The sequence below is a fragment of the Methanoregula sp. genome (assembly GCF_003170075.1).
In the GTDB taxonomy this organism is placed as follows: Archaea; Halobacteriota; Methanomicrobia; order Methanomicrobiales; family Methanospirillaceae; genus Methanoregula.
This window is the reverse complement of the sequence record NZ_PMZU01000073.1, coordinates 1-24,076: the sequence shown is the minus strand read 5'-3', so window position 1 is coordinate 24,076 and position 24,076 is coordinate 1. Positions and strand designations below refer to the sequence as shown.

Annotated in this window: 17 protein-coding genes; 3 read left to right on the top strand and 14 right to left on the bottom strand. The window is 56.0% G+C overall.

The window, feature by feature from the left end; translation table 11 throughout:
• Positions 1 to 66: 66 nt before the first annotated feature.
• The 5 genes from QZN75_RS09580 to QZN75_RS09560 all read right to left on the bottom strand — a co-directional run bounded on the left by QZN75_RS09580 (position 67) and on the right by QZN75_RS09560 (position 8,732).
• Positions 67 to 1,308 (bottom strand): glycosyltransferase family 39 protein, encoded by a 1,242-nt coding sequence (locus QZN75_RS09580; protein ID WP_292427956.1) that lies wholly within the window; start codon positions 1,306 to 1,308, stop codon positions 67 to 69.
• Positions 1,309 to 2,279: 971 nt separating this feature from the next.
• The gene (locus tag QZN75_RS09575) at positions 2,280 to 3,158 is read right to left on the bottom strand and encodes an A/G-specific adenine glycosylase (RefSeq protein WP_292427953.1); all 879 of its coding nucleotides are present in this window, start codon (positions 3,156 to 3,158) and stop codon (positions 2,280 to 2,282) included.
• A 160-nt stretch (positions 3,159 to 3,318) separates the two neighbouring features.
• Positions 3,319 to 5,181, bottom strand: coding sequence for a DNA mismatch repair endonuclease MutL (gene mutL / locus QZN75_RS09570; protein ID WP_292427950.1), 1,863 nt, complete (start codon positions 5,179 to 5,181; stop codon positions 3,319 to 3,321).
• Positions 5,178 to 7,892, bottom strand: coding sequence for a DNA mismatch repair protein MutS (mutS, locus tag QZN75_RS09565; RefSeq protein ID WP_292427948.1), 2,715 nt, complete (start codon positions 7,890 to 7,892; stop codon positions 5,178 to 5,180). The genes mutL and mutS overlap by 4 nt, the downstream gene beginning before the upstream one ends.
• Before the next feature lie 99 nt (positions 7,893 to 7,991).
• Positions 7,992 to 8,732 (bottom strand): metalloprotease family protein, encoded by a 741-nt coding sequence (locus tag QZN75_RS09560; RefSeq protein ID WP_292427945.1) that lies wholly within the window; start codon positions 8,730 to 8,732, stop codon positions 7,992 to 7,994.
• Between the two features lie 100 nt (positions 8,733 to 8,832).
• Here QZN75_RS09560 and QZN75_RS09555 point away from each other — a divergent pair, with 100 nt between their 5' ends.
• Positions 8,833 to 11,007: a thioredoxin domain-containing protein gene (locus tag QZN75_RS09555; protein ID WP_292427942.1), complete on the top strand. Its 2,175-nt coding sequence runs from the start codon at positions 8,833 to 8,835 to the stop codon at positions 11,005 to 11,007.
• A 32-nt stretch (positions 11,008 to 11,039) separates the two neighbouring features.
• Here the strand turns inward: QZN75_RS09555 and QZN75_RS09550 are convergent, their stop codons facing one another.
• The 3 genes from QZN75_RS09550 to QZN75_RS09540 all read right to left on the bottom strand — a co-directional run bounded on the left by QZN75_RS09550 (position 11,040) and on the right by QZN75_RS09540 (position 14,403).
• On the bottom strand, positions 11,040 to 11,516 hold the full coding sequence (locus tag QZN75_RS09550) for a pyridoxamine 5'-phosphate oxidase family protein (protein ID WP_292427939.1): 477 nt from the start codon (positions 11,514 to 11,516) through the stop codon (positions 11,040 to 11,042).
• Positions 11,517 to 11,600: 84 nt separating this feature from the next.
• A complete protein-coding gene (locus QZN75_RS09545) occupies positions 11,601 to 12,968 on the bottom strand; it encodes a rhodanese-like domain-containing protein (RefSeq protein WP_292427936.1) in 1,368 nt (455 codons plus the stop codon).
• A 115-nt stretch (positions 12,969 to 13,083) separates the two neighbouring features.
• Positions 13,084 to 14,403, bottom strand: a complete 1,320-nt coding sequence (locus QZN75_RS09540; protein WP_292427933.1) for a 2'-5' RNA ligase family protein — start codon at positions 14,401 to 14,403, stop codon at positions 13,084 to 13,086.
• 146 nt (positions 14,404 to 14,549) lie between these two features.
• Between QZN75_RS09540 and QZN75_RS09535 the strand changes: the two genes are divergently transcribed.
• Together QZN75_RS09535 and QZN75_RS09530 are read left to right on the top strand one after the other, a co-directional pair.
• Positions 14,550 to 15,242 carry an HAD family hydrolase gene (locus tag QZN75_RS09535; RefSeq protein WP_292427930.1) on the top strand — a complete coding sequence of 231 codons (693 nt, stop codon included), beginning with the start codon at positions 14,550 to 14,552 and terminating at the stop codon, positions 15,240 to 15,242.
• Positions 15,243 to 15,374: 132 nt separating this feature from the next.
• Positions 15,375 to 15,917 carry a pyruvoyl-dependent arginine decarboxylase gene (locus tag QZN75_RS09530; RefSeq protein ID WP_292427927.1) on the top strand — a complete coding sequence of 181 codons (543 nt, stop codon included), beginning with the start codon at positions 15,375 to 15,377 and terminating at the stop codon, positions 15,915 to 15,917.
• Between the two features lie 211 nt (positions 15,918 to 16,128).
• Here QZN75_RS09530 and QZN75_RS09525 read toward each other — a convergent pair whose 3' ends face one another.
• The 6 genes from QZN75_RS09525 to acsB all read right to left on the bottom strand — a co-directional run.
• Positions 16,129 to 16,896 (bottom strand): AAA family ATPase, encoded by a 768-nt coding sequence (locus QZN75_RS09525; protein WP_292427924.1) that lies wholly within the window; start codon positions 16,894 to 16,896, stop codon positions 16,129 to 16,131.
• A gap of 21 nt (positions 16,897 to 16,917) precedes the next feature.
• Positions 16,918 to 17,949 (bottom strand): hypothetical protein, encoded by a 1,032-nt coding sequence (locus QZN75_RS09520; protein WP_292427921.1) that lies wholly within the window; start codon positions 17,947 to 17,949, stop codon positions 16,918 to 16,920.
• Between the two features lie 8 nt (positions 17,950 to 17,957).
• Positions 17,958 to 19,865 (bottom strand): ASKHA domain-containing protein, encoded by a 1,908-nt coding sequence (locus tag QZN75_RS09515; protein WP_292427918.1) that lies wholly within the window; start codon positions 19,863 to 19,865, stop codon positions 17,958 to 17,960.
• Entirely contained in the window at positions 19,866 to 21,200 is a 1,335-nt protein-coding gene (gene acsC, locus QZN75_RS09510) for an acetyl-CoA decarbonylase/synthase complex subunit gamma (RefSeq protein ID WP_292427916.1), read from the bottom strand. It abuts the gene before it with no gap.
• 2 nt (positions 21,201 to 21,202) lie between these two features.
• The gene (locus QZN75_RS09505) at positions 21,203 to 22,147 is read right to left on the bottom strand and encodes an acetyl-CoA decarbonylase/synthase complex subunit delta (protein WP_292427913.1); all 945 of its coding nucleotides are present in this window, start codon (positions 22,145 to 22,147) and stop codon (positions 21,203 to 21,205) included.
• 8 nt (positions 22,148 to 22,155) lie between these two features.
• On the bottom strand, positions 22,156 to 24,076 hold a 1,921-nt coding region (acsB, locus tag QZN75_RS09500; RefSeq protein ID WP_292427910.1), incomplete at its 5' end, for an acetyl-CoA decarbonylase/synthase complex subunit alpha/beta.

The window sequence follows — 24,076 nt, the reverse complement described above, 5'->3', positions numbered from 1 at the left end:
CTCATGTAAAAACAATAAAGTGGTATAAATTCATTTTTTATATACAATAAAATGCCAGTATGGAAATTATGAGGTTCCGAAAAGATAAATTACGGAGTCCTGACCGATGTAATGTGTATTGTTGGTAAGCCACGCAATCGCATCCCCTTCGGGATTTGCAGGGCTGATATCCGTGGTAACAACAACATACATCGTACTATTTCCCTTTTGGGAATAAATCTTTTTGAGATCCTGACTGGTAGTTGCCCCGTATTCCCGCGTGTCGTCCTTTACAGATGAATAATAATAATCAAGAGGCTGGGCATTATATGCCGGCACAGCCACAACCACATCTCCGGAAGTGGTCTTCTCCTGGAGCAACCCGCTAAAGCCTCTCCAATCCGGTTTAGAGTATTCTGAGTAATAATTAAGCAGGAATGGTATAGTGATAATACACAGAACGGCGATAAAACCGTACACCACAGCAGGACGCCGAAACAGGGTATAAAATGTTCGATAAGAACAGGCTATACCAAGGAAAAAAACAAGGCTGAACCAGATAATATGGCGGGGTTCCAGCGGTATCATTAATGAGATGATGTAGCTGACCGCAAATGTAAAAATCGTGATCAAGATAAGAAAAATACATTTGTTTTTATTAATGGAACACATTTGTGCGATTCCAAGAATAAAGAGCACAATGAGGGGAAGCATCGCAATATAGTTGAATCCAGAGATGCCGGTGATGATTCCTGAAATGAGATCCAAACCACGAGAACCAAACGTAAATGTCGATGCCGTCCGTAGTGTAAAAAGTTGGATAGCGACAAGAATCAGGGGAAAACACAGGATAATAAAAACACCAATACCAACGACAAGCATCTTTAGGTTATTTATCTCTGCGCGGACATGGGGGATCCAGAGGACCAATGCATAAAGGACGAGGGCCACAATTATCAGAATCGTGTAAAAGTGCGTCCAGAACCCGAGCGCTGAAAAGACTCCAAAAAGTCCCCAGTGTGAAAGGGTACCGGATTTAATGGCTTTAAGGAAAAAAAGCGTTGCAATAGCAATAAAAAAGAGCGCCAGGGAGTATGCCCGTGCTTCTTGGGAATAATATATCAGGAATGCGGAGAATGCACAGCCTGCTGATGCAATGATACCTACGTTTCTATCGAAAAATTCCTTTCCGATAAGATAGAAGATTGGGATGGTGAACGCACCGACTAGAGCGGGGATAAATCTCATGATCACTTCGTTATTACCGAGTATCAGCATGATGTGTTCAGCCCAGTAGAAAAGCGGCGGATTGATCTCCCCTGCTGCCATCGTTTGCCAGATATCCGCAAATGATTTTATTGAGATGGAATAGGTTGAAGCCTCGTCAAGCCAGAGAGAGTTATACCCGAGGTTGTAGAACCGCAGGAAAAAACCAATTGCGGTAAGAACAATCAGGGCTTGGATATACCGGCTCGATGCAACAAGTGACTTTATATTTTCAAAGGAAAGGTCATGGAATGTTTTGATAGGAGATTGATAACCCTTGTCAAGATCACACTCCTCAACTAAACCCTGCTTTTTTTCTGATTCTCGCCTTTTTTTTTTGCCATTGCACTCACTGTCTATTTATCAAGATTCAATTATAACTTGTCGAACTGTTGACTATGCATTAAATGCGCCGTTAGATATCATTAAAAAATGGGTTGAATAAAAAATTATCTGATTTTGTCTAAAAGACACTTTTTTATCCTCCATCTCGTTTTTCTATCAATCCCCATTATTTCCGCATTACATTGCCGCATTAACATGATCCTCTCTGAAATAGATCGTTAATTCCTGAAATTCTGGGTATATGTCCCTCGCGTGGTTTATCTGGACTGAACCCGTGAAACACCCCCATTTCACCCCCTTCCCATACATCCAATCCGGGCTCAATTCGAGCACCGATTACCCCCCCTCACCCAAAAAGAAGCCCGTATAGGACTCCGATTCAAAATAACCTCAAATCAGCCTTATTTTTCCAATCGGACAAATTAAAACGTTCACGTATTGCGTTTTTGAGGCCCGATACCTGGTCTGGATGGGTTTTTGATCGTTGATGAAAACAGAGGCTGCCAGAACGTGAATATGTGGCGGCAAAGGGCGTTATATGGAGGTCAATTTGGGCGCATATTGGCAAACAGGGCGAATATATCGCTGCATTTCCGGATGGGTTGAAACGGGCGATTTTGCGGGTGTTTCCGGGACTGCTCCGGATGTGAGATAGTACATTAAGGAGGGGGTCTGCCTTCAGATATGTTTTATTCCGCGAGCTGGTATCCGGTCCTGCCCTTCTGGATAAACCCTTCCTTCTCCAGTACCGTAAGGATCCGGTGCACCCGGTCCGGGTCTTCTTTTACCAGTTCCAGAATCTTTTTTTCTGAAAGCCTGTGCTGCCCAACCAACATTTTCAGAATCATCCCCCGGATCCTCCGGTCAGATCCCTCAAACGGCGCCTGCTTCGTGTACGCGGTGCTCTTCCGGTTCGGGTTGGGTACGCTCTTTTTTAATTCTGCGCCCAGGTCCATCAGCGCCCAGTACCAGACCCGGGGGTTTTCCCGGTCAAGCGCCCGTTCCACGAGTGGCAGGACCTCCTTATCTGTCACCGTTTCCGCATCCGGGAAAAAGAAATGGATGAAGACGCGGCGGATGTTTGTTTCGATAAAAACGACCGGCAGATTGAATGCGAACGCACAGATGGACGACGCAGTCGCCGGGCCGATGCCGGGAAATGTCGCAAGCACATCCGGGTCGTGGGGCACGGTCCCGGCATACTCGTCCACGACTTTTTCTGCACATTTTTTCAGCGCAATAGCCCGGCGGTTATAGCCCATGCCCTGCCATGCCGCGATCACATCGCACTGCGGGGCCCGGGCGAGCGAGGTTAAGTCCGGGAACGCGGCGATGAATTCAGGATATTTTACCGCAACCCGTTCCACCTGTGTCTGCTGGAGCATGATCTCGGAGACGAGGATCCGGTACGGATTGTCCGTGTGGCGCCAGAGCATATCATGCCGGCCGTGGCGCACATAGAAGGAAAGCACCTGCTTCTGAAATTCTACGATGGCCTCATCGGTCGGCGGATCACAAGAGTGTGACTGCCTGAAGAGATTGAGATGCGTCTGTGTGGAGGGGTTCATGGGTGCGGAGCGGTATTTCCATACCTTGTCATACGGTATTGATGATAAAAATTGAGATTGCTGCAGGGAGATAGCAGTTCAGCGAATTATACACACCGGAAAGAGTGGCTTGGGAAAAATCAAAAAAAGGTGTATTGTCGATTCCATCGAGTCCTCTATTTTATGTCCGCTTGAACATCTCGTCCAGTTTTGCCCGGGAGAACCGGACCATGGTCGGCCGGCCGTGCGGGCAGGTAAAGGGGCTCTGTGTCGCCCGGAGCTGGTTCACAATCCGCTGGCACTGCTCAAGTGTGCAGACCGTGCCGGCTTTAATCGCACTGCGGCAGGCAATGATCCGGGTGATCCGTTCACGGTCGCTGACCGGCCGGGTGGGATCGCTGCTCATGAGATCGCTTACCAGATCGTCGATCATTGCCGGCCCCTCGCACGTTCCCATCACGGCCGGGACGGCCCGGACCAGGAATGAACCGCTCCCGAACTCCTCAATAACGACACCTTCCTCGGCGAGCACCGGTATCAATTCACGGAGGATTGCCGCATCCTTGGGGGGGCGGTGGATGATCGCGGGGACGAGCAGTTCCTGTGCGTGCCGGGCCGTCATGCTCCGGCTTACCTGCTCATAGAAGATCCGTTCGTGGGCGGCGTGCTGGTCGATGATGATGAGTTCGCCGTCCGCAGCGGCTGCAAGGATGTAGCACCCACCGACCTGCCCGATCACTTCCATCGAAGGTACGACTGCGGTGACCGGGGGAACCCCACTTGCGAGTTCGGTCTGCCGGAGCCGGTGATCGGTCAATACAGTGCCGGTATGAGTCGGTTCGGTGAGGGCAGGAGCGATCGCTGCGCCCGGATCGGGCGTGGCAGCTGCCGGCAGTCCCCGGGCCCCGGCACCGTACGGCACCGCCGGTTCTGCAACGCCCGAAGAGGTCCGGGCGGCTGCGATCCCTGCACTCTCCAGTTCCCGGTTCTGCTGGCGGGGCACGACGACCTCGGGGATCAAGTCGTTTTTACTGAGCGCCGAATGCACCGCTTCGCGCACTGCCTCCACGATCTCTTTTTCCTTCGAGAGCCGGACCTGTTTTTTTGTCGGGTGGACGTTGACATCCACGAGCCGGGTATCGATAGCAAGCAAGAGGAGGGCAACCGGGAACCGGTCGCGGGGGAGGAGCGTACCGTACCCCTCCTTGACAGCGGCCGTAACCGCAGCAGTGGAGACGTACCGGTCATTGATGGCGATGAGGATCCGATCATGGTCTTTGCGCGAGAGCGCCGGGCGGGAGATAAAACCCGATATGCGCATGAACGGCAGGTCAGAAGAGACCGGAATCAGCTCGCGGGCGCATTCGTTTCCGAAGATCCGGGCAATTGTATCGAGCGGCTGCGTAGTCCGGTCGGTGACGAGCTGCTCGCGGTTGTTGTGGTAGAACCGGAACGAAACCTGCGGGTTGGCAAGAAAGATCCCTTCAAGGATCCCATGGATGCGGGCGAGCTCCGTGTTGAGGTTTTTCTGGAATTTTTTCCGGGCCGGCGTGTTGAAGAAGAGTTCCTCCACGAGGACGCTTGTTCCCTCAGGAACCCCGGTCTCTCCTTTCTCTTTCTGTACACCGCCGATCACAACGAGCCGGGTGCCAGCAACCGTGGTGCTGCCCCGGGGTTTTGTGACAAGCGTTACTTTTGCGACAGCAGCGATGCTTGCCAGCGCCTCGCCCCGGAAACCCAGCGTATGGATTTTAAACAGGTCGTCGATTGTGGTAAGCTTGCTTGTCGCGTGCGGGGTAAAAGCCAGCTCTGCATCGGCAGGCGACATCCCGCAGCCGTCATCGGTGACCCGGATGGCCACGATTCCGCCCTGAACTGACGTGATATCGATCCGGATTGTGCGGGCCCCGGCATCGATCGCGTTCTCCACGAGTTCCTTGACGACCGAGGCCGGACGCTCAACGACCTCGCCTGCTGCGATCTGGTTGACCGTTGCCGGGTCAAGGACCCGGATCGTCCGACCTCCCGCCCATTCCTGTGTCACCGTCCCGCCTCCTTCGGCCCAGTCTCACCGGATTTTTTTGCAAGGTTTACAAGTTCGGCAAGTTTTGCCAGTGCCTGTATCGGCGTCATCGTGTCGGGATTAAGCTGGGACAGTTCCGCGACCACCGGGTCCAGCTTTTCCGGCCCTTCATGCGCCGGCACACTGTCGTCCACAAGCAGGATCTGGGTGTAGCGCTGGGGCTTTGTGCCCGGGGCGACTGCACGGTTGAGAGATTCAGCAAGGAGAACGTCAGCCCGGTCTGTCACTTTCTTTGGGATACCAGCAAGCCGGGCCACGTGGATACCGTAACTCTTGTCAGTCGCGCCGGGGATGAGCTTCCGTAAGAAGACGATGTCCTGCTTTGTTTCCTGCACCGCAAAATGGAAATTTTTTACCCGTTTTAATTCCCCTTCCATATCGATGAGCTCGTGGAAGTGGGTAGCAAAAAGTGTCTTTGGGCCAGCAGACGATCTGCCGTGCAGGTATTCGAGCACTGCCTTCGCGATCGAGCACCCGTCCACCGTGCTCGTGCCCCTGCCGATCTCGTCGAGAATGACAAGGCTTTTTGGCGTCATGTTATTGAGGATGTTTGAGAGTTCGAGCATCTCGACAAAGAACGTGCTCTGGCCGCTTGCAAGGTCGTCGAATGCGCCGACACGGGTGAAGATCCGGTCGATGATCCCGATACGTGCAGAGCGGGCGGGGACAAAACTTCCGGCCTGCGCCATGATGCAGCAGAGCGCGACTGATCGCATGTATGTGGATTTCCCCGCCATGTTTGCCCCGGTGATAATCATGATCTGGATCTTTGACCCTGACAGGTCTGCATCGTTTGGCACAAATCCGCCGGCAAGACTCCGCTCGACCACCGGGTGCCTCACATCCCGGCATGAGATCGCATCACCGTTGTCCAGCTGCGGCCGGACATAATCGTTTGCCTGCGCAACATCGGCGAGTGCAGCGGAGACATCAAGGGTTGCGATCCCGGTTGCAATCTGCTGGAGGGCAGGGATCTTTATCCGGATCTTATTGATGAGCCCTGCATACAGTGTACGTTCGAGCGCAAGCACCCGTTCGTCGGCATTCGTAATCAGCGCCTCTTTTTCCCTGAGTTCGGGGATTGTATACCGCTCGCCGGTTGCCGTGGTCTGGCGGCGCTCGTACCGCGCCGGGACAAGGGAGACGTTGGTCTTGCTCACATCGATGTAATAGCCAAAGACCCGGTTGTACCCGATCTTGAGCGATTTTATCCCGGTCTTCTCCCGTTCCTGCTGCTGGAGTTCCACAATCCAGTTCTTCCCGGAGTGCAGGATGCCGGCCATCTCGTCGAGTTCCTTTGAATAGCCGGGCCGGATCACGCCGCCGTTCTTTGCAATAGCGGGTGGGTCATCAGTGATGGCTTTCCTGACAAGATCGATGACTTCAGCGAGATTACAGAGCATATCCCGCGATGCAACCACGCGTTCCGGGATCTCGACAGGAACTGATGCCGGTGGCGCTGCAAGGATTTTTTTGAGCGCCGGGATCGTCTCAAGCGAGTCGGCAAGCGCGACAAGGTCGCGGGGACCGGCATTCCCGTACGCGATCCGGGCCGTAATCCGTTCGATGTCGGCATGACATGAAAGCAGGTCCTGGAGCGAGAGGCGCAGCGCGGTATTGTTCGTAAAGTACTCGACAGCATCGAGCCGCCCGTTGATCTGCGTAATATCCGTGAGCGGCCGGGTGAGCTGCCGGCGCAAAAGCCGGCTGCCCATCGGGGTCTTTGTCCGGTCAAGGACAGAAAAGAGCGTCGATCCTTTGCTCCCGCCCCGTATACTCTCGTGCACTTCGAGATTGCGCAGCGTGACAGCGTCAAGCATCATGCTCTGGGTGGACGTGCGCGTGGAAAGCCCGCTTACCTGCGGGAGCGCGGACTTCTGGGTTTCCTCAGCGTAGGCAAGCGCCGCACCCGCCGCCCCGACAGCAGCCGGCATCGTATCACACCCGTAGCCGGCAAGGGATGTCACCCCGAAGTGGTCGAGCAGGGTGCGCCCCGCCCGATCCGGAAGGAAATGGTCGTCCGGGTACGGCGTGATAACGACGCCATTCTGCTGAAGAGTGGCTCGCAGGGTTTCATCCACCGTTGACGGGACAATGCACTCGGCCGGCCGGTAACGGGCGATCTCGGACCGGATATTCTCACCAATTCCCTCAGAAGAAAGGACAGAGACAAAAAATTCTCCGGTCGAGATATCCAGGAGCGCCATACCCCAGTCGCCGCCTTTTATCCCGGGAGCGATTGCCATGAGGTAGGTAGCGTCAGATGAGGGGAGCATGGCCGGATCGATGACGGTACCCGGGGTGATCACCCGTACGACCTCACGTTTCACAAGCCCTTTTGCGGTTTTTGGGTCCTCGATCTGCTCGCAGATCGCGACCTTGTAGCCTTTAGAAACGAGCCGCGCGATGTAACTCTCTCCGGCATGATGGGGGACGCCGGCGAGCGGGATGCGCTGGTCGCCGTTCTTTGACCGCGAGGTGAGCACGAGGTCAAGTTCGCGGGAGACTATCTCCGCGTCGCCTTCAAGCGTCTCAAAAAAATCCCCGATATGAAAGAACAAAATCGCATCGGGGTACTGTGCCTTGATCTCCCGGTACTGCCGCATCCCCGGGGTGAGGTTCCTGCCGTCATCGACTGCCGCACCGGTACTGGAACAAGGCTCAGTTTTCATCTGCATTAGTGTTTTGTTGACCGGGAGATTAAACCGTACGGATCCGGTAAAACGGATCTCCTTTTCTGTATACACCGGTTATTGGGGATCGTTTCCATGTCACGGGGAGTTCCGGTAAAACACGAGGGCCGGCAGCGACACGAGAAGTGCTACCAGTTCGAAGGCAAACCCGATCGCAAGCCCGATACCAAACAGGTTAATGACCGTAAGAAAAATGCCGGTGACGACGGGGATCCCTGCGGCAAGGAGGCAAAAACCGGCGATGATAAGGATCAGGATCCCGACGACTGCGTTCCTGAGATCCTGCGTGCTCGGGGAAAATGAGAGAACAAGACTGGTCACGAGATACAGGTAGAGGAGGAACCAGCCGTTGAACGCAACAAAAAGGTTCTGGTACAGGGTCTGGCCAATCGTAACTACCAGTGAGTACACGGATGCAAAAGAGTCCAGTGCCGGTATCGCAGAGGAAAACGTGCAGCCGGCGTATGTCCCGAAGAACCACGTGAGCGCGGCTAGCACAAGCGGAAGGAAAAAGAGCGGGGCCGTGCTGATGATAACGTTCCCGAAAAGAGGGATCGCGGGTGGTGCATACGAGACCATCCCCCCCTCTTTTGAGATCAGGACAACTTTTTTGATCTTTGCACCGGTCACGAGGCAGCCGATGATATGAGCGCACTCGTGGACGACAACCCCCGGGGCGCTCACGATAAAATAAAGCCACGAGAACCGGAGTACACGCGCCCAGATGTGATCGAGCAGGCGCGAGAGTCCCATGACTACAATGGCGGTGAAAATAATGCCAATAAAAGTGACCATCGCGGGGGACACTGTGCTCTCCATGATGCAGTACGTCCGATGGCATCGGTAAAAAAAGCGCATGTCCCGTTCATGGATATACACGGTTGATAGGCTGATATATCCGGAAGGCGATGACACTGGTATGCCTCCCGGAACCGCCCCGGATCCGCCGGTACTGCATCCCGGGCCCGCGGTGCGGCCGGTAAACCGGCTTGCCCGCGAGAAGAGCCCGTACCTGCTCCAGCATGCGTACAACCCGGTTGACTGGTACCCGTGGGGAGAGGAGGCGTTCTCCCGCGCTGCAGAAGAAAACAAGCCGGTTTTTTTGTCCATCGGGTACTCCACGTGCCACTGGTGCCACGTGATGGCGCACGAATGCTTCGAGGATGAACAGGTCGCCGCGCTCCTCAACCGGGCATTTATCAGTATCAAGGTCGACCGGGAGGAACGTCCGGATATCGACAGTGTATACATGGGAATCTGCCAGCAGATGACCGGGCAGGGCGGCTGGCCGCTTACCATTATCATGACACCGGAAAAACTGCCGTTCTTTGCCGGCACGTATTTCCCGAAAGAGTCCGGCCACGGTATCGCGGGGCTGACCGGGATCCTTGACCGTGTCGCTGCCCTCTGGCACGAGCAGCAGGACGAGATCAGCCGGTCGGCGGGTGAGATCGTCGCGCTCTCAAGAACGGTACCGGTTCCCGCGTCCCGCGATCCGGATCGTTTACTCCTTGACGCTGGGTTCCGCGAACTTTCCCGGCAGTTCGATCCAGAGAACGGCGGGTTCGGAAACGTCCCGAAGTTTCCCGCACCCCACATCACGATCTTTTTGCTCCGGTACTGGCACGTTACCGGCGAACCCCGGGCCCTTGCGATGGCCGAAAAAACGCTCGATGCAATCCGGCAGGGTGGTATCTGGGATCACGTGGGAGGGGGCCTCCACCGGTACGCGACCGACGCCCGGTGGCGCATCCCGCACTTCGAGAAGATGCTCTGTGATCAGGCCCTCTTCGTGCTGGCCTGCACCGAGGCTTACCAGGCAACCCGGCAGGATCGCTACCGGACGATGGCTGAAGAGTGCATTGGGTACGTGCTCCGCGAGCTGCGCGACCCGGGCGGTGCTTTTTATTCAGCGGAGGATGCGGACAGCCCCGGCGGGGAGGGGGCGTACTACACATGGACCTCTGACGAACTTTCCGTAGCGCTTGGCCCGGATGATGCAGCCTTAGCCGCGTCCGTATTCACCCTCACCCCTCTTCCTGCCCCCGCATATGGCATAAGCGATTCCGGTGCGCAGAAAAGCGGGCAGCGGTTCATCCTCTCGGCAGCCGGGCCGGATCCCGTTCTCGAACAGACCCTCTCCCTGCCGTCCGGTAAAATCGCCGCCCGCCGCGAATCTATCCGGTCCCGGTTGTTCACAGCCCGTAATAAACGCGCCCGGCCGGCTCGCGACGACAAGATCCTCACGGATACCAATGCACTCTTCTGCACTGCACTCGCCCGTGCCGGCCGGGCATTCAGGAATCCTGCATACACTGGTGCGGCATCAGGGGCCGTACAGTTTATCCTTAAATTCCTGTCAGATAACAACCAGTATCTTCTGCATCGTTACCGTGACGGTGAGCGCGCGATTCCTGCGTTCGCGGACGATTACGTGTATCTTGTCTCCGCGCTTATCGCACTCTACGAGGCAACGTTTGATCCCGCGTATCTTTCCCGGGCGCTCGATCTCAATGCCACGTTTGTCACCCGTTTTCAGGACCAAGAAAACGGCGGGTTTTTTACCACATCCGATAGTGCTGAAAAACTTCTGGTGCGCAAAAAAGAGTGGTACGACGGCGCGGTTCCTTCCGCAAATGCCATAGCATTTGAAAACCTCACCTGGCTTGCACGGGTAACGGAAGATAACGACCTTAATGCCGCTGCGATTGCATGTTCGCAGTTTCTTGCCGGTGCAGCAGAGCGTGCCCCGACGGCGACTGCTGCATTCCTTGCCGGGCTTACCTGTCTGCCACCCACCGGGAATATGCAGGATCTGGTGATTGCCGGCGACCCTGCACAACCCGATACCCGAGCCCTTCTTGATGCAGCCTTCAATCAGTACCTGCCCGGCCTGATCGTCCTGCACCGGCCCCCGGGAAAATCTGGTGATGATCTCGATACTCTCGCACCGGTTGTACACGGGCGTACCGCTAGAGACGGCCATGCTGCAGCATATCTCTGTACCGGCCATACATGCCGGGCACCAATACATGATCCGGGCGAGCTGGCACGAATGCTTGGAGAACGAAAAACGGCGAAGGACGCATGGTAAAATTCAGAAAATGTAATAAACGGGAAAAAAGGTTACATATTTTTCAGGGCAACGAGATCGCGCACGCCCACCAGTTTCCAGACAAGCGACCGTTCTTCTTCAGCAATTTTTGCCGGGAGGTCGGCCGGGGAATGCCCGAGCGCGGCAAGGATATTGCTGGAGAGTTTACGTTCCACGATCAGATCGACAAATTTCTTTCGGATAATCTTCTTCTCTATCGAGTCGTCTACTTCTTCGAGAAGTCCCTGCAGCGTGACAAACGTATAGGACGAGAGATCCTTGGTATATTTCTCAATTTCCACTGATACATGCGGGCTTTTCCTGAAATATTCCTGTTTCTTGCCATACTTGGTGGAGAGGAAATACATGAAGGATCCATCGAACACGTACAGGAACGGCGCGATGTAGGGGTACTTCTCACCCTGGAATGCGATCCGGCAGACATATCCTTTCTCGATCAACCGGTCGTATTCCTGTTTATCCATTCGGGGGATCTTTACAACATCCATTGATTCGCTCCAATCTGGATTCAGAGAGGAAGGTAATAAATCTTCGTAAATCTGCCTGAAGATCGCCTTTGTGGCCGTGGCACACTATCGTTCGACCGGGTACCCCGCTTTGATCCAGGCCTGCATCCCACCAAGGACACTGATCACGTCAGCAAATCCGTGCATCGCAAGCACGCTTGCCGCAAGGCTCCCTTTGAATCCGGAATCGCAGTATATGACAAGGAGCCGTCCTTTTGGGATCTCCCGGAGGTGCTGCGGGAGCTCGCCGACATACACGTGGTGCGAACCCGGGATAAATCCGATGCGCTCCCGGTTTTTTCGGTCCCGGACGTCAAGCAGGAACGGTTTCTCGCGGGTAAGCCGTTTTTCGAGCTCCTGCACTGTGCAGGCCCCGGTCGTCCCGACCGGTCGTGCGGCCCGGAACCATGCAGGAAACCCGCCGGCCAGCCAGCCCGCGGTAGTATCGTACCCCATCCGCACGAAATGCCTGATTACAGCATCGGGATTGCAGGTGAAATCGTCAACAAAAACAATAGGGCGCGTATAATCAAGGTACCAGCCGGCAAATGAGGCGATGCCGTCACGCCAGAGAGATAAACTACCGGGGATATGACCTGCGGCAAAGGATGTGGGAGAGCGTATATCCACGATCTGGCAGCCGGATATGATCAGGCTGGCTACTGCGGCGACCGGAAGTGGTTGTGGTCTGGGAAGGGTGTTCAGGAGCGCCGGGCCGTCTTTGTTGACGATCTCCATCTGTCGGAAGTACGGCGGCAGGTACGGGGATTCGGTGGTGCGCCGTGCGATAAAGGCATCTTTTTTGAGCGCAAGGACCGGGTTCGCGCGCCTCTCGTAACCGATGGTGGAAAAGGGGTGGTCGGCAATCTCGCTTCCGCAGGCAGAACCCGCCCCGTGTGCCGGGCAGAGGATGACGCCGTCACCGAGCGGCAGGATCTTCGTGGAAATGCTGTCGTAGATTTTTCCTGCCATCTCCGCTTTTTTTGTCGGCCCGAAAAAATCCGTCCGCGCAATATCTCCTGCAAAAAGTGTGTCGCCGGAAAAGACCATGTACGGCTCGCGGGAGACTTCAGCGTCCACAAGGACAACCGTGATGCTCTCTTCCGTGTGCCCCGGGGTCTCAAGGATGAAGAGTTCGAGCGTGCCGAGCGTGAACCGGTCGCCTTCCCGGACCGCGTTCCCGTATGCGAAGTCCATCCGGGAACCGTGATAGATCTTCGCGCTGCACCGGTGCGCGAGTTCAAGTGCACCGGATACGTAATCCTCGTTCCTGTGCGTCTCGAAGATATGCGTGATGACAGCATCGTGCCGGTCTGCACGATCGAGATAGGAATCGCAGTCCCGGCGCGGGTCGATAGCCGCCGCTTGTCCGCCAGATCCCACAAGATAGGAGGTATGAGACAGACCTTCGGCAACAATGCGTTCAAACCACATACAGGGACCCCCTTTGAGGGGAGTTCTCGTGCCGGGTCGTATATACTTTTGGCAGATCGAAAATGTTCCGGGCTATTGGTGTCCTTTAACGCGGACAGAAATACCGCACGTGTCCTTACCTCACGTACGGATACCGCAGGAGCAGGGGCTCCCCGGATCCCACCTGCTCACGAATGATCCGGCAGATCTCCCGCAGGCTCACGGGAGAATACCCGAGAACCTCTGCACTTACGTTGACCTGTTTTCCGGCAACATCGATGAACGGAAACGTGCGAAGGTCATTGTTGTGGTGGTGGCCGTGGATGATCCAGCCGTCGAAGTCTCTCGGTGCGTCGGCCGGGTCGTGGACAAGCAGGAACCGGATTCCATCGCAGGTAAGCTGAGCCGAGGGCACAGTATGCGGGAGCCCATTATCGTGGTTCCCGGCAATAAACGTGATATTCCCCTTAAGAAGCGCCCGGTACTCCGCTTCCGGGCGTGCGTCCCTGCCATACCGCAGGTCGCCAAGGAAATAAACCCGGTCTGTGGGGGCGATACAATAGTTCCAGTTGGCAACAAGCACCCGGTCCATCTCCGCCACATCAGCGTGGACAAACGGGCGTGAGCAGTACCGGATGATGTTCGCATGGCCAACGTGGAGATCCGAGATAAGGAAAATCTCATCCGGCCCGTGGACGACCGGGGCGAAGAGTTCAAACCCCGCACTTTTCCGGTACAGCGCGAGGGACTGCTGCCATGACCGGGGATCGTGGATCTCTTCCTGCGTAAGCCAACACTGCCGGAGAAGATCGTACTCGCCGAGAATCTCATCGTTGTGCATAACCGTGATCCGGATGCCGGTGTCATCGAGCAGGAGAGGCCGGATCGGGGATGTGTGGCGGTGCAGGAATCCGATCCTTTGCGCCAGTGCGAAAAGACGGGTGCGCAGGCAGGAAGGAGCGGAAGGTGCCCCGGGGCTGCAGGCTGCACCATTTTCCTGCGCGGCAAGCATGGATGCAATCTCTTCGGATTTACCCGGAGGAAGAAGATTTGCGATAGTGACATGGAACCATTTCTCATCGGGCCGCAGGTCCCACGCATTCAGGCTGATGGTAAAACCGGAAAGCGCCCGGGCAAGTGCCCCGGTCAATCCGGCAAGCACGGGGGAAGGAAAAACGGAGAATGCCACTACTCCGCCGTGCATCCCCTCACGCCGCTCCCACCCGCCGATCGTAAACGGGATCGCACCGAAATTTCCTGCAATCGATCCGATAGTAACGAGCAGGTGCTGCTCCCCTCCCGGGTCTTCGAGCGTGAATGGACCGTACAGGGATATGTGCGGGTGCCGTTCCCGGTAACGTTCTGCACCGGATTTTTGTGTGATGGCGCGTGTTGTCTCCTTTATCCGCCACCGGGTCCGGGCAAGACGGATCTCGACAAGATAAGTGTCGTCCATAACATGATCGCCCGCAGGTACAGGTTTATTGGCAGCAGGGGGTTAAAACATTGGTTTATCCTGTACTCACACAGTCAGTGCCCCTTACAGGAATTGCCGGTACCCATATGCTCATAGGTTCCGCAACACAACAATTTCCAACAGGTATGACGGACAAAAAACCGCCGGTCACTGCATTGTTGTTCGACATGGACAACACGCTCTTTGACCTTGTCGGGGCGCAGGTTGCTGCATGCGACTGTGTGGTGCGCCACCTCGGGCATGACGACGGCGACGATCTCTTCTCCTATTTCCTCAATACACCCCACGGTTTTGAGTCCACGGAAAATATCCGGCAGTATATGCAGGAGCGCCGGATCTCAACGAACGGAATGTATGAGGAGGCCTGCCGGATCTATGCAACAGAAAAACTCCGGCACATTACCCCATACCCCGGTGTCACAAAGACCCTGCGGGCGATCCGGGAAATGGGGTTTGCTACAGGGATCGTGACCGATGCGGAAAGGGTAGATGCCATCCCAAGGCTCGGCAAATGCGGGTTGTCCTCCTTCTTTGACTGCATGGTAACCTTCGATATGGTTAAGGTAAAAAAGCCGGCCCCTGACCCGTTCCTTACAGCACTTGGTACGATCCGCGCCCGGCCGGATGAATCAATCTTCATCGGCGACAGTCCCCGGCGGGATATCGAACCCTGTAAAAAACTTGGGATCCGGACGGTGTACGCCCGGTACGGGGACCGGTTCTCGAAGACCCGGGACTATGACGGGGCAGATTTTGTCATCGACCGCATGGACGAACTCCTTGGAATAGTAAAAGGTTTGCCGGCATCTGGATCCTGATTCCAGTGATCACAATCCGGGTAAAAACATGCTTGCGCGCTGATGCGGGCGGGCCGGAAATCCTGCATTGTGACGGTTTTCGTACGGAATTCTGACCAAAAATTAAAAAAAGCCACAGGTACCATAAAATTTATGTTTGTTCCAACGAGGATCTTTTTCACCAAGGGGGCGGGAATCCATAAAGATCGTCTTGCATCGTTCGAACTGGCGCTCCGCAAGGCCGGTATCGAAAAATGCAACCTCGTGTACGTGTCGAGCATTTTTCCGCCAAAATGCAAACAAATCCCCTCCCGCACCGGCCTCAGGGAACTCCAGTCCGGCGGCATCACGTATTGCGTGATGGCAAGAAATGAGACAAACGAGCCAAACCGGCTGGTCTCTGCCGCAGTCGGGCTCGCACTCCCAAAAGACGTTGAGGAATACGGGTACCTCTCAGAGCACCATGCATATGGCGAGACTCAGGACAAGACCGGGGAATATGCCGAAGACCTTGCAGCGACAATGCTTGCGACGACGCTCGGTATCGAATTCGACGCGAATGCCGCGTGGCAGGAACGCGAACAGATCTACAAGGCAAGCGGCAAGATCATCAGGACAAAACACGTCTGCCAGTCTGCGCAGGGTGACAAGAACGGGTTGTGGACGACCGTGATTGCCGCAGCGGTTTTCCTGTAATTTTTTTATGGCTCCTCGCTATTTCGTGTGGGTGAGTTAAACGATTGATTCACCTTACATTTAGTTGCTTGAGCCGCCGCAGGGGTGCCCCTTCGGGGCGGCAGAGTCCATCCTAATGGGGGTTTGGGGGCGTTAGCCCCCATCAACTTCTTTGACGAAGTCTAGATTTACCCCCACAATTCAGCGAAGAACCGTTTTTATCGTTTTTGAGTTATTTTTCTGGCCGGGCATGCGCCATCTCAATGAGTTTTTCCGCAAGGATGCGGGTGGCCTGCCGTGCCGGGCTGTCGGCAAGGATCCGCGAGACCGGAGTTGCCGCAAGATCCGCTGCCTCAACTGCCGGGTCTTCCGGGACGATCGCGATCGGGCGTTCGCTCCCGATATCCACCGGTGCAGCGCCGGACTTAAACCTGTTGTAGACAACGTGGATCCGTGACGGTTCAAGGCCGAGCTGGATGGCAATCTCCCGTATCCGGGCGATCGTCCGGAGCCCCCGGGCCCCGGGATCGCTGACGATCAAAAGCACGTCCGGCTTCCCGATCGTACCCCGGCTGATGTGCTCCATGCCGGCCTCGGTGTCGATCACGAGGAACCGGTACTCCCGCTCGAGCTGCTGCATGCATTCCGAGAGGAGATCGTTTGCAAAACAGTAGCAGCCGGTACCCTCGGGCCGGCCCATCGCGACGAGATCGAAACCGCTTGATTCCACCAGTGCCTGCCGGAAACGGAACCGCACATAATCGTGCCGGTTCATGCCCGGCGGGATGTTCCGGGTGAAGGCCTCCTCCCGCATGCTCCCCAGCGTCTCTTTGACTTCGACACCGAGGGCTTCGTGGAAGTTCGCGTTCGGATCGGCATCCACGGCAAGCACCGGGCATTCTCCGGCATCAATAAACGCCCGGACAAGGAGCGAGCTGATGGTGGTCTTGCCGGTCCCACCTTTTCCTGAAAGTGCAATGGTAAACGGGAGCAGGGTCATGGTAAGGGTCTCATGAAATAATCAGGGAATTTTCGCATCTGCCCGGATCCTCCGGGAGATCTCAACGGCGGCCCGCTGGATCTCGCAGGCGCCGTTCCGGTCGGCAAACCGGATCCCGCAGCTGGGGGTGATCAGTGACTGTGCGTCGAAGAGTTCCGCCGGCACCTGCTTTGTAAGCTGAGAGCGTATCGAGCAGTACCGTGCATACAGTGAATCGACTGTCTCGCCGGCAAAGAGTTTGTACTCGGCAGGGACGATCCCCCATGCGACAACGCCGCCCCGTTCCATGTACTCCCGGATTGCATCGGCATAGAGAAGGAATTCTTTCGATGTCGCGTACGCGTCAAGCGAGATAACCGAAGGGTCGAGGCTGATGACAAAACCCCAGTCCGTATTCGAGCAGCAGTGGACGCCAAGGCCGCCTTTCACAAGCGAAGCGATATCGTGCCAGCCGGCCCGCACGGACTCCTTATCGATCGGCACGACCGAAGAGCCAAGCGAGGCAAAATAGGGTTCGTTCAAGACGACCAGCGTCTCTTTGACACCGGTACGGGTCTGCATCTCGTTCTCGCACCAGCGTGCCTTGAGCGCGATCATTTTCGAAAGGACGTCAGCAAGCTGGGTATCGTAGTAGATCGGGCGTTTGTCTGCATCGACCACCTGCATCCCGAATGTGACCGGGCCGGTCACCTGGCACTTGAGTACCTGTACCTTTGGGAACTGTCGGGTCATCATCTCGGTAAACGCAGATGCATGCGAACGATCAAGGCCGTACGGCGAGAAGTTTTCCTCGACAAAGTCCAGGTACACCTGCTCCATCGCGACCGTGTTGTCCCGGGTGCTGTCGTACAGCAGCCGGTCCTCGCGGATGAGCTGGCCCGGGAGCTGGGCAGAGTCGTTAAAGACAATACTTTCAAGGAGGCCGCGGTCCGGGAGCGTGGGGGCATACGGGAATTCCGGGAAAATGTCGAGCACGTCGTTGCATGCGAGCACCGGATCGGTATGCGGGAGGGCGCCGACACCGGTTGCGCGGGAATTCGGAGGCGGGATCATCCATGACATCAGGGTGCCTCTTTTTTCTCCCGGATGGATTCGAGGAGCGCCTGGACCCGGGGGAAGAGGGAGAGATCGGTGTGCGGGAGGAACACGCTTGAGGTGTACTCGTCCATGAAGGACGGCTCCGCATTGAGCTCAATATAAGCGATCTGCCCCGCGATCCCATCGAGAAGTTTCCGCTTCCTGCGGTTGATGAGCGCGAGGTTCGCCCCTGCGACTGCGCCGTTCCCGATATTCTTGATCCGTTCGAGATCGATCTCCGGGATAAGCCCGATGATTGTCGCGTTCTTCTTGTTGATGTAGTTGCCAAAGGCACCGGCAAAGTAGATGGTGGCAATATCAAGCCGGCTCACTCCGGCTTCTTTCATAAGCGTCACACAGGCAGCATGGATGGAGGCCTTGCTCATGATCAGGTTCTTGATGTCGTTTTCCGTGATCACGATATCTTTCCTGATATCGGTCTCACGCGCCCACGCGATCACGTACTCCGGGAAGTGTGCGCCCGCGCGAATCCGGGGATTTTTTATCTCCATATTGATCCGCCCGGTCCGATCGATGACACCTGCCGAGAGCAGCTCGGCAAGGATGTCGATAAGCCCTGAACCAGTGATGCCCCGGGGTTTGATCCCGCTGATGGTGGAAAATGCCGGGGCAAGAGTGACCGGATCGATCGTTATCTTCTCGATTGCGCCGGGGTTTGCCCGCATCCCAAAAAGCACTTCGCCGCCTTCAAGCGCCGGCCCGGCGGCCCCTGCACAGGAGAACATCCATTCCTTGTTCCCGAGTACAACTTCGAAATTTGTTCCGATATCGACAAGAAGCGAAATCTCCTCTTTCTCGCTCATGCCGCAGGCAAGGATGTCGGCAATAATATCTCCACCGATAAAGTCACTTACGGCAGGGAATGCAAAGAGCCCGCAGTTTTTGTTGCAGGTCAACCCTATCCGTGCGGCTGCCACCGAGAGCGCCCGCTGAACCACCGGGACATAAGGTTCCTTGATGATATACGCGGGATCGATCCCGAGCAGCATATGCGTCATGACAGTGTTTCCCGCGACAACAACCTCGTAGATGTCCTCGCGGTCGATCCTGGCGGAATTTGCGGCCGTGGTCAGGGCCGCGTTGATACTGTCGACAGCAAGTGCCTGGAGTTTCTCGATCCCGTTTTTCTGGGCATAATTGACGCGGGCAAGGATATCCTCCCCGCAGCTGATCTGCCGGTTATAGTTGGAGGCAACTGCGGCAACTTTTCCCGTGATGAGGTCCCAGAGGTAAGCGACGACTGTGGTGGAGCCAAGATCAACCGCCGCCCCATAGAGCCGTTGAGAGGTGTCGTTTTCCTGGAGATCGATAAGCCGGTAGCCACCGGGCACGAGCGCGATGGTACCAGTTACTTTCCAGTCGCTGTGCCGGAGCAGGGCGGGGATCTCGCGCATCACTTCAAGCGGTGCGTACATCTTCTCCGCGATAGGACCGCCCCCCTTCTGGATACCCCAGAGCAGTCGTGAGAGATCCGGCGACGGGTCGGCAAGGGTCGGTGACTGAAGTTCGACATAATATTTTTTTACGGACGGGTGGAACTCGATTGCCGTATCAATACCGTTCACGAGGATCTTCTGTTCCTGGATCAACGTACTTTCTGGAATTATTACAGAGAGATCCCCCTGAATTGTAGTCTCACAGGCAAGGCAGGCACCCTGCTTAAGTTCCTCTTCGGTAAAGAACCTCCCGAACTTCTCCCGGTCAAACTTGGTTTTGCCGGATTGGACATAGACCACGCATTTGCCGCACTTGCCCTGCCCGCCGCAGACAACGTTCATGTTGATGCCGGCACGCTGGGCAGCGTCAAGAATAGTCGTCCCGCGGGGGGCAACAATCTTGTTATACCCGGGAAGGAAAGTAACGGTGCGCATTTAGGGTTTCCATTCCTGGTGGAGATATTCACCAATCTCAGCTGCGTCCCGGGGCCCGACGAGCACTTTCCAGCCGGTTGCCTCTTCTATCCGTCCCGAGAGGGGGGCAGAGTACCCGGGGATGATCAGTTTCCGGTGCGTGACCTCGTTTTCGACCCCGAATTTTCTTATCGCGTCCCGGATAAGTGTCTCGTTGAGCTTGCCGGCTGCTACAGAGGTAAGCACCGAGAGCCCTTCGGTATCCACGATCAGCATGAAGCAGGGGACCCGGCTTGATTCAAGGTATCCCTGGAGCGTGAAATACGTGAGGGAGAAGTTTACCGTCATGAGCACCGGTGCATCCTTGCCCGGCGTGCCGACACGGTACAGCCCGGGGTTCATCTGGATGGGTTTCTGCGGGTCGGTATAGATATTCTGGCGGAGCGTGAGAACGGCCTTCGCGGATGCAGGGGAAAGCGGGGATGTGACGATGACAGATGAGTACTTGACAATCCCGAGAGCGATGGCCGCATCTTCATCATCGAACGCCGTTGCATCCAGGTATACCGGGTACCCGAGATCCGGTACCGCCCGGGTGATGGCGAGCTGCCGGATCGCGGTCGAGCGGGTAATGAAATCCCCGAGGGTCTGCGGTGCGGGATCGATGAGGAGGTTTTTGACACCTTCGGCAACGCAGTCTTTTGTCAGCTGGGCGAGAGCATCAAGGGCGGGAGCCCGGACCACGAGCCGGCACCCGTACTGTTTTGCAAGGGCACACATCTGTTTGTAGTTTTCCTGTGTTGCCGCACAGATGAGAGGATGGTAACTCCCGCACAGGACAAGGGCTGCCGCAAGGGCGGCGGGGTTATCCGAGACGAGGACTTCAGGGAGGCCTGCGGTTTTTTCCACGGACGCAACGGCCTTTGCATATGCATCGGCCGTCCCGCTTGTATTGACAATAGCAGTCCCGTTGAATTTTAAGTCGGCCCCGACCCGGGTCAGTGTCTCGTCGCGAACCCGGGCCGTGATTGCCATGATCTCTTCCTCGCTCTGGGTATCCAGAACCTTAAACATGATGCCCGGAGGATGGTAAAATGTCTTGTCATGACGGTACAGGACAAATTCATCGCCGACCGCAAACGAACGCTCGCCGACCCCGAGTTTTACGAGTTTTATCGGCGGCCGTGTCGTTGCCCCGAGAACCGATTTTGCGTTCTCGTCCAGGTACGGGCAGATATCGATATCGGCTTTGCCAGCGGCAAGTTTCATCGCAAAGGTCAGGCAGGTCGGGTCGCCGCACTCCTTGCAGTTTTTCTTTGGCAGGAGTTTGTAGATATCAAGAGCCTTGAGTGCCATATTCACATCCCCGACCGGGTTTTCAGTCCGGTAAATGCAGCCTTCAGCCGTTTTACCGTGTCCGGGTGGCGGACGCAGACAATCTCCGCCCCTGCAACGGCAGCGGCAAGGCTTGTTGCAAACTCCCATTCCACCGCGATGGCGTTCCTGACACCGGTGTCAGCTTCACGTACTTCTTTTATCGTGAGCGAATCCGAAGGGGCGCAGATCATCGGCATCGCAAGATCCGCATCGCCTTTAAGGGCGGAAAACCGGATCCGTTCCATCGCTGAATACGAGTACTCGAACCCGTAGCCGAGCGCACCGGTGTAGGGGTCGATGACAATGTGATCTTTCTGGACACCAATCTCCGTAAGCAGGATATTAAGTTGCTTCGCGAGGTTGATATCGATGGGGGACTGCGCGATGATTGAATGGTTATAGGCAAGTGCAGCAGCGGCAATGCTCCGGTACCGTCCTGCTTCCGCGGTCCCGAGCAGCAGGCGTTCGCCCTGCCCGGTCTCCCCGCATTTCAGGAACACCTCGCTGTCGATCTTCGGCTCGTTGCTCCCTTCGAGAATAAGCGGCAGGGTTGTCGATGCAAGAACCGTCTCGACCGTTTTCCCAAGTGTGGGGATATCGGAAAAATCCCGCTGTCTGGTGCTGGTCAGGCAGAGCCGGACAAGATCCGCACCATAAGTGGTTTCCGCGGTCTTTGCCCATGCACCGGGATCGTGGATAAGATCCCCGCAGAACTCGTTGATGATCGGCGACCAGAACCGTGAGTCGTCGCAAATCTCAAAGGCGATCAGAGGCGATGGAGATGTGATCCCTTTTTCCATGAACGGAAGCGTGGTGCCACCGCCAATCCGGTAGGATCGTGACCGGGTTCCACCCTCTGCACGGGTTGCGCCGAGAATGACTTCCCCCACTGTACTCGTCCAGCCAAAGTTCGGTTCAGGTATCATCTCTCGCCTCACATCAGGGGTTTCATCGCAAGCGCCGGGTGGCCGACGCGGGCGAGGAAAGCGGTCAGGTCTTCGATGGTAGCTGCGGTATTCTCATCCGCGATCTTGTCAAAGAGGCCGGGGAGTCCCTTGCTTATAAGCAGTGCGACAAGCCGGGGCTTTAATTCCTCTTTTAATTGTGAGGGCATCCAGACAAGGCGTTCGATCCCCCCCTCTCCCTGAAGGAACCGGTCCGAGAGGATATAATTTTTCGAGATCCCGGCAAACCCCGGGGTCTGGGCGCCCCCGCCGATGGTACCGGCAAGAGTCGAAAACGTCATCCCGGAGGGAGTCATGCCCTTATATTCCCGGTTGACGACCATGATCCCGTTTACTTCAGGGAGCATCAGGGCGATTGCTTCAAAACACCCGCAACAGGTCATGGGAAATTCCATCACGCTGTAGAGCGAGCACCGCTCGATCTCACCGTGGCTCGCTTTTTTCACGAACCGGTTCACCCCGTCGAACTCCCCATTCTGGGCATTAATAAGCGCCCCTTTCTCGACCGGCTGGTTCGCGCCGGATGGCGATATCTCGTACGCAATCCTCCCGTCAAGCCAGCTGATTGCCCCGCAGAGGGCTGGTCGTTCCGGGGTGATTACGCAAACGTGGTTGGGGGCGAACGTCTGGCAGAGCGTACAGGAATAATAGGTGTTGACGTCGTTGTCGTGCATCCCCTTGATCCGGGCATCGCGCTCCTCGTAGATCTTCTCAGCCTCCTTTTTTCCTGCAAGCACCTTGTCCTTGTCAGTGATGAGTGTCACCGTGACCGCATCGAGAAGCTGGGGAAAATCCATCCGGAACTTACTGGCAATGAGTTTTCCCAGGTGCTCGATCTTTACCCCTTTTGCAAACGCTTCCTTTGATATTCGTACCCAGATGAGATCCCGCTGGGCGACGTGCCACGACCCTTCACCATAATTGATAAAATTGTGGATCCGTCGTTCGAGAACCGGCTCGTAATCTTTCTTCATCGTTTTACCGGCAACCTCAATGACGATACCAAGAGGGTAGGCTGCGCCTTCCTTCATGGATCCGATCTCCGGCCCGACAACGGTCACCTTCCCGTCTTCGATCTCGCCGGGATTTCGCATCCGCAATAGTTCAAATGCAGGCGAGCGGCCTCCGCCAAACTCGACCTGCATCTCTTCTTTTCGTATGCTCTTTCCCTCAAACGCCGGGGAGCAGGCCATCGGGATGGGAATGGCGGTCACCGTGACCCGGATCCCCTTCATATCCATGCCGGTGCGCACGATATCGGCAGGAGTTGCATGTGTCCAGTCCCCGCCTTCGTACCCGCCAAGCGAGAGGATCGGGAACCCCAGCACGCGCATTCCGTCAACAAACGCAATCTCCTCATCAGAGAGGCCGGGGAAGGCAATCACGATTGCTTTTGCCCGTTCTGCCGCATACGTGAGCAACCGTTGGGTATCACCCGGGGAAACACCACCGAACATCATCGCTACCCGCGCAACGATATCGACAAAATATACGCTGTGAAGAGGTTTTGAGCCGAGGGGGATAAGCCGGTAATCGAGGCCAAGTTTTACGCCGGCAAAAGAGAGTGACGGGATGACGCCGCCGGAAAGGAACGTGAGCATATATTTTTCCTGGAGCTCGCGGCAGATCGCCGCAGCGCTTTCGGCACTTTTCGGGGTGCCGACAAGGAGTGAAAGGCCGAGAATGCTCCCGTCAACGAGCGAATAACCGAGTTTCCTGATCACTGTATCGCTGATAAATCCCGTGTACGGTGCAGGCTCCTTTCCTTCTGCAGCAGTCGCCTCAGCAAGCAGGCACTCTGCTGCAACGAGGGGATTGCTGCCGGTCTTAGTAAAGACATCTGAAGCAGTGCTGCGGTCATGCACCGCGATTCCCGTTAAGGCATACGAT

Excerpts from the sequence above, each read along its gene's own strand:
- QZN75_RS09580 (WP_292427956.1), bottom strand. The coding sequence starts at position 1,308 with ATGGCAGCAGGGGAGATCAATCCGCCGCTTTTCTACTGGGCTGAACAC.
- QZN75_RS09555 (WP_292427942.1), top strand. The coding sequence starts at position 8,833 with ATGCCTCCCGGAACCGCCCCGGATCCGCCGGTACTGCATCCCGGGCCC.
- QZN75_RS09575 (WP_292427953.1), bottom strand. The coding sequence starts at position 3,158 with ATGAACCCCTCCACACAGACGCATCTCAATCTCTTCAGGCAGTCACAC.
- mutS (WP_292427948.1), bottom strand. The coding sequence starts at position 7,892 with ATGAAAACTGAGCCTTGTTCCAGTACCGGTGCGGCAGTCGATGACGGC.
- QZN75_RS09515 (WP_292427918.1), bottom strand. The coding sequence starts at position 19,865 with ATGCGCACCGTTACTTTCCTTCCCGGGTATAACAAGATTGTTGCCCCC.
- QZN75_RS09505 (WP_292427913.1), bottom strand. The coding sequence starts at position 22,147 with ATGATACCTGAACCGAACTTTGGCTGGACGAGTACAGTGGGGGAAGTC.
- QZN75_RS09530 (WP_292427927.1), top strand. The coding sequence starts at position 15,375 with ATGTTTGTTCCAACGAGGATCTTTTTCACCAAGGGGGCGGGAATCCAT.
- acsC (WP_292427916.1), bottom strand. The coding sequence starts at position 21,200 with ATGGCACTCAAGGCTCTTGATATCTACAAACTCCTGCCAAAGAAAAAC.
- QZN75_RS09535 (WP_292427930.1), top strand. The coding sequence starts at position 14,550 with ATGACGGACAAAAAACCGCCGGTCACTGCATTGTTGTTCGACATGGAC.
- QZN75_RS09550 (WP_292427939.1), bottom strand. The coding sequence starts at position 11,516 with ATGGATGTTGTAAAGATCCCCCGAATGGATAAACAGGAATACGACCGG.
- QZN75_RS09545 (WP_292427936.1), bottom strand. The coding sequence starts at position 12,968 with ATGTGGTTTGAACGCATTGTTGCCGAAGGTCTGTCTCATACCTCCTAT.
- QZN75_RS09540 (WP_292427933.1), bottom strand. The coding sequence starts at position 14,403 with ATGGACGACACTTATCTTGTCGAGATCCGTCTTGCCCGGACCCGGTGG.
- QZN75_RS09525 (WP_292427924.1), bottom strand. The coding sequence starts at position 16,896 with ATGACCCTGCTCCCGTTTACCATTGCACTTTCAGGAAAAGGTGGGACC.
- QZN75_RS09520 (WP_292427921.1), bottom strand. The coding sequence starts at position 17,949 with ATGATCCCGCCTCCGAATTCCCGCGCAACCGGTGTCGGCGCCCTCCCG.
- QZN75_RS09560 (WP_292427945.1), bottom strand. The coding sequence starts at position 8,732 with ATGGAGAGCACAGTGTCCCCCGCGATGGTCACTTTTATTGGCATTATT.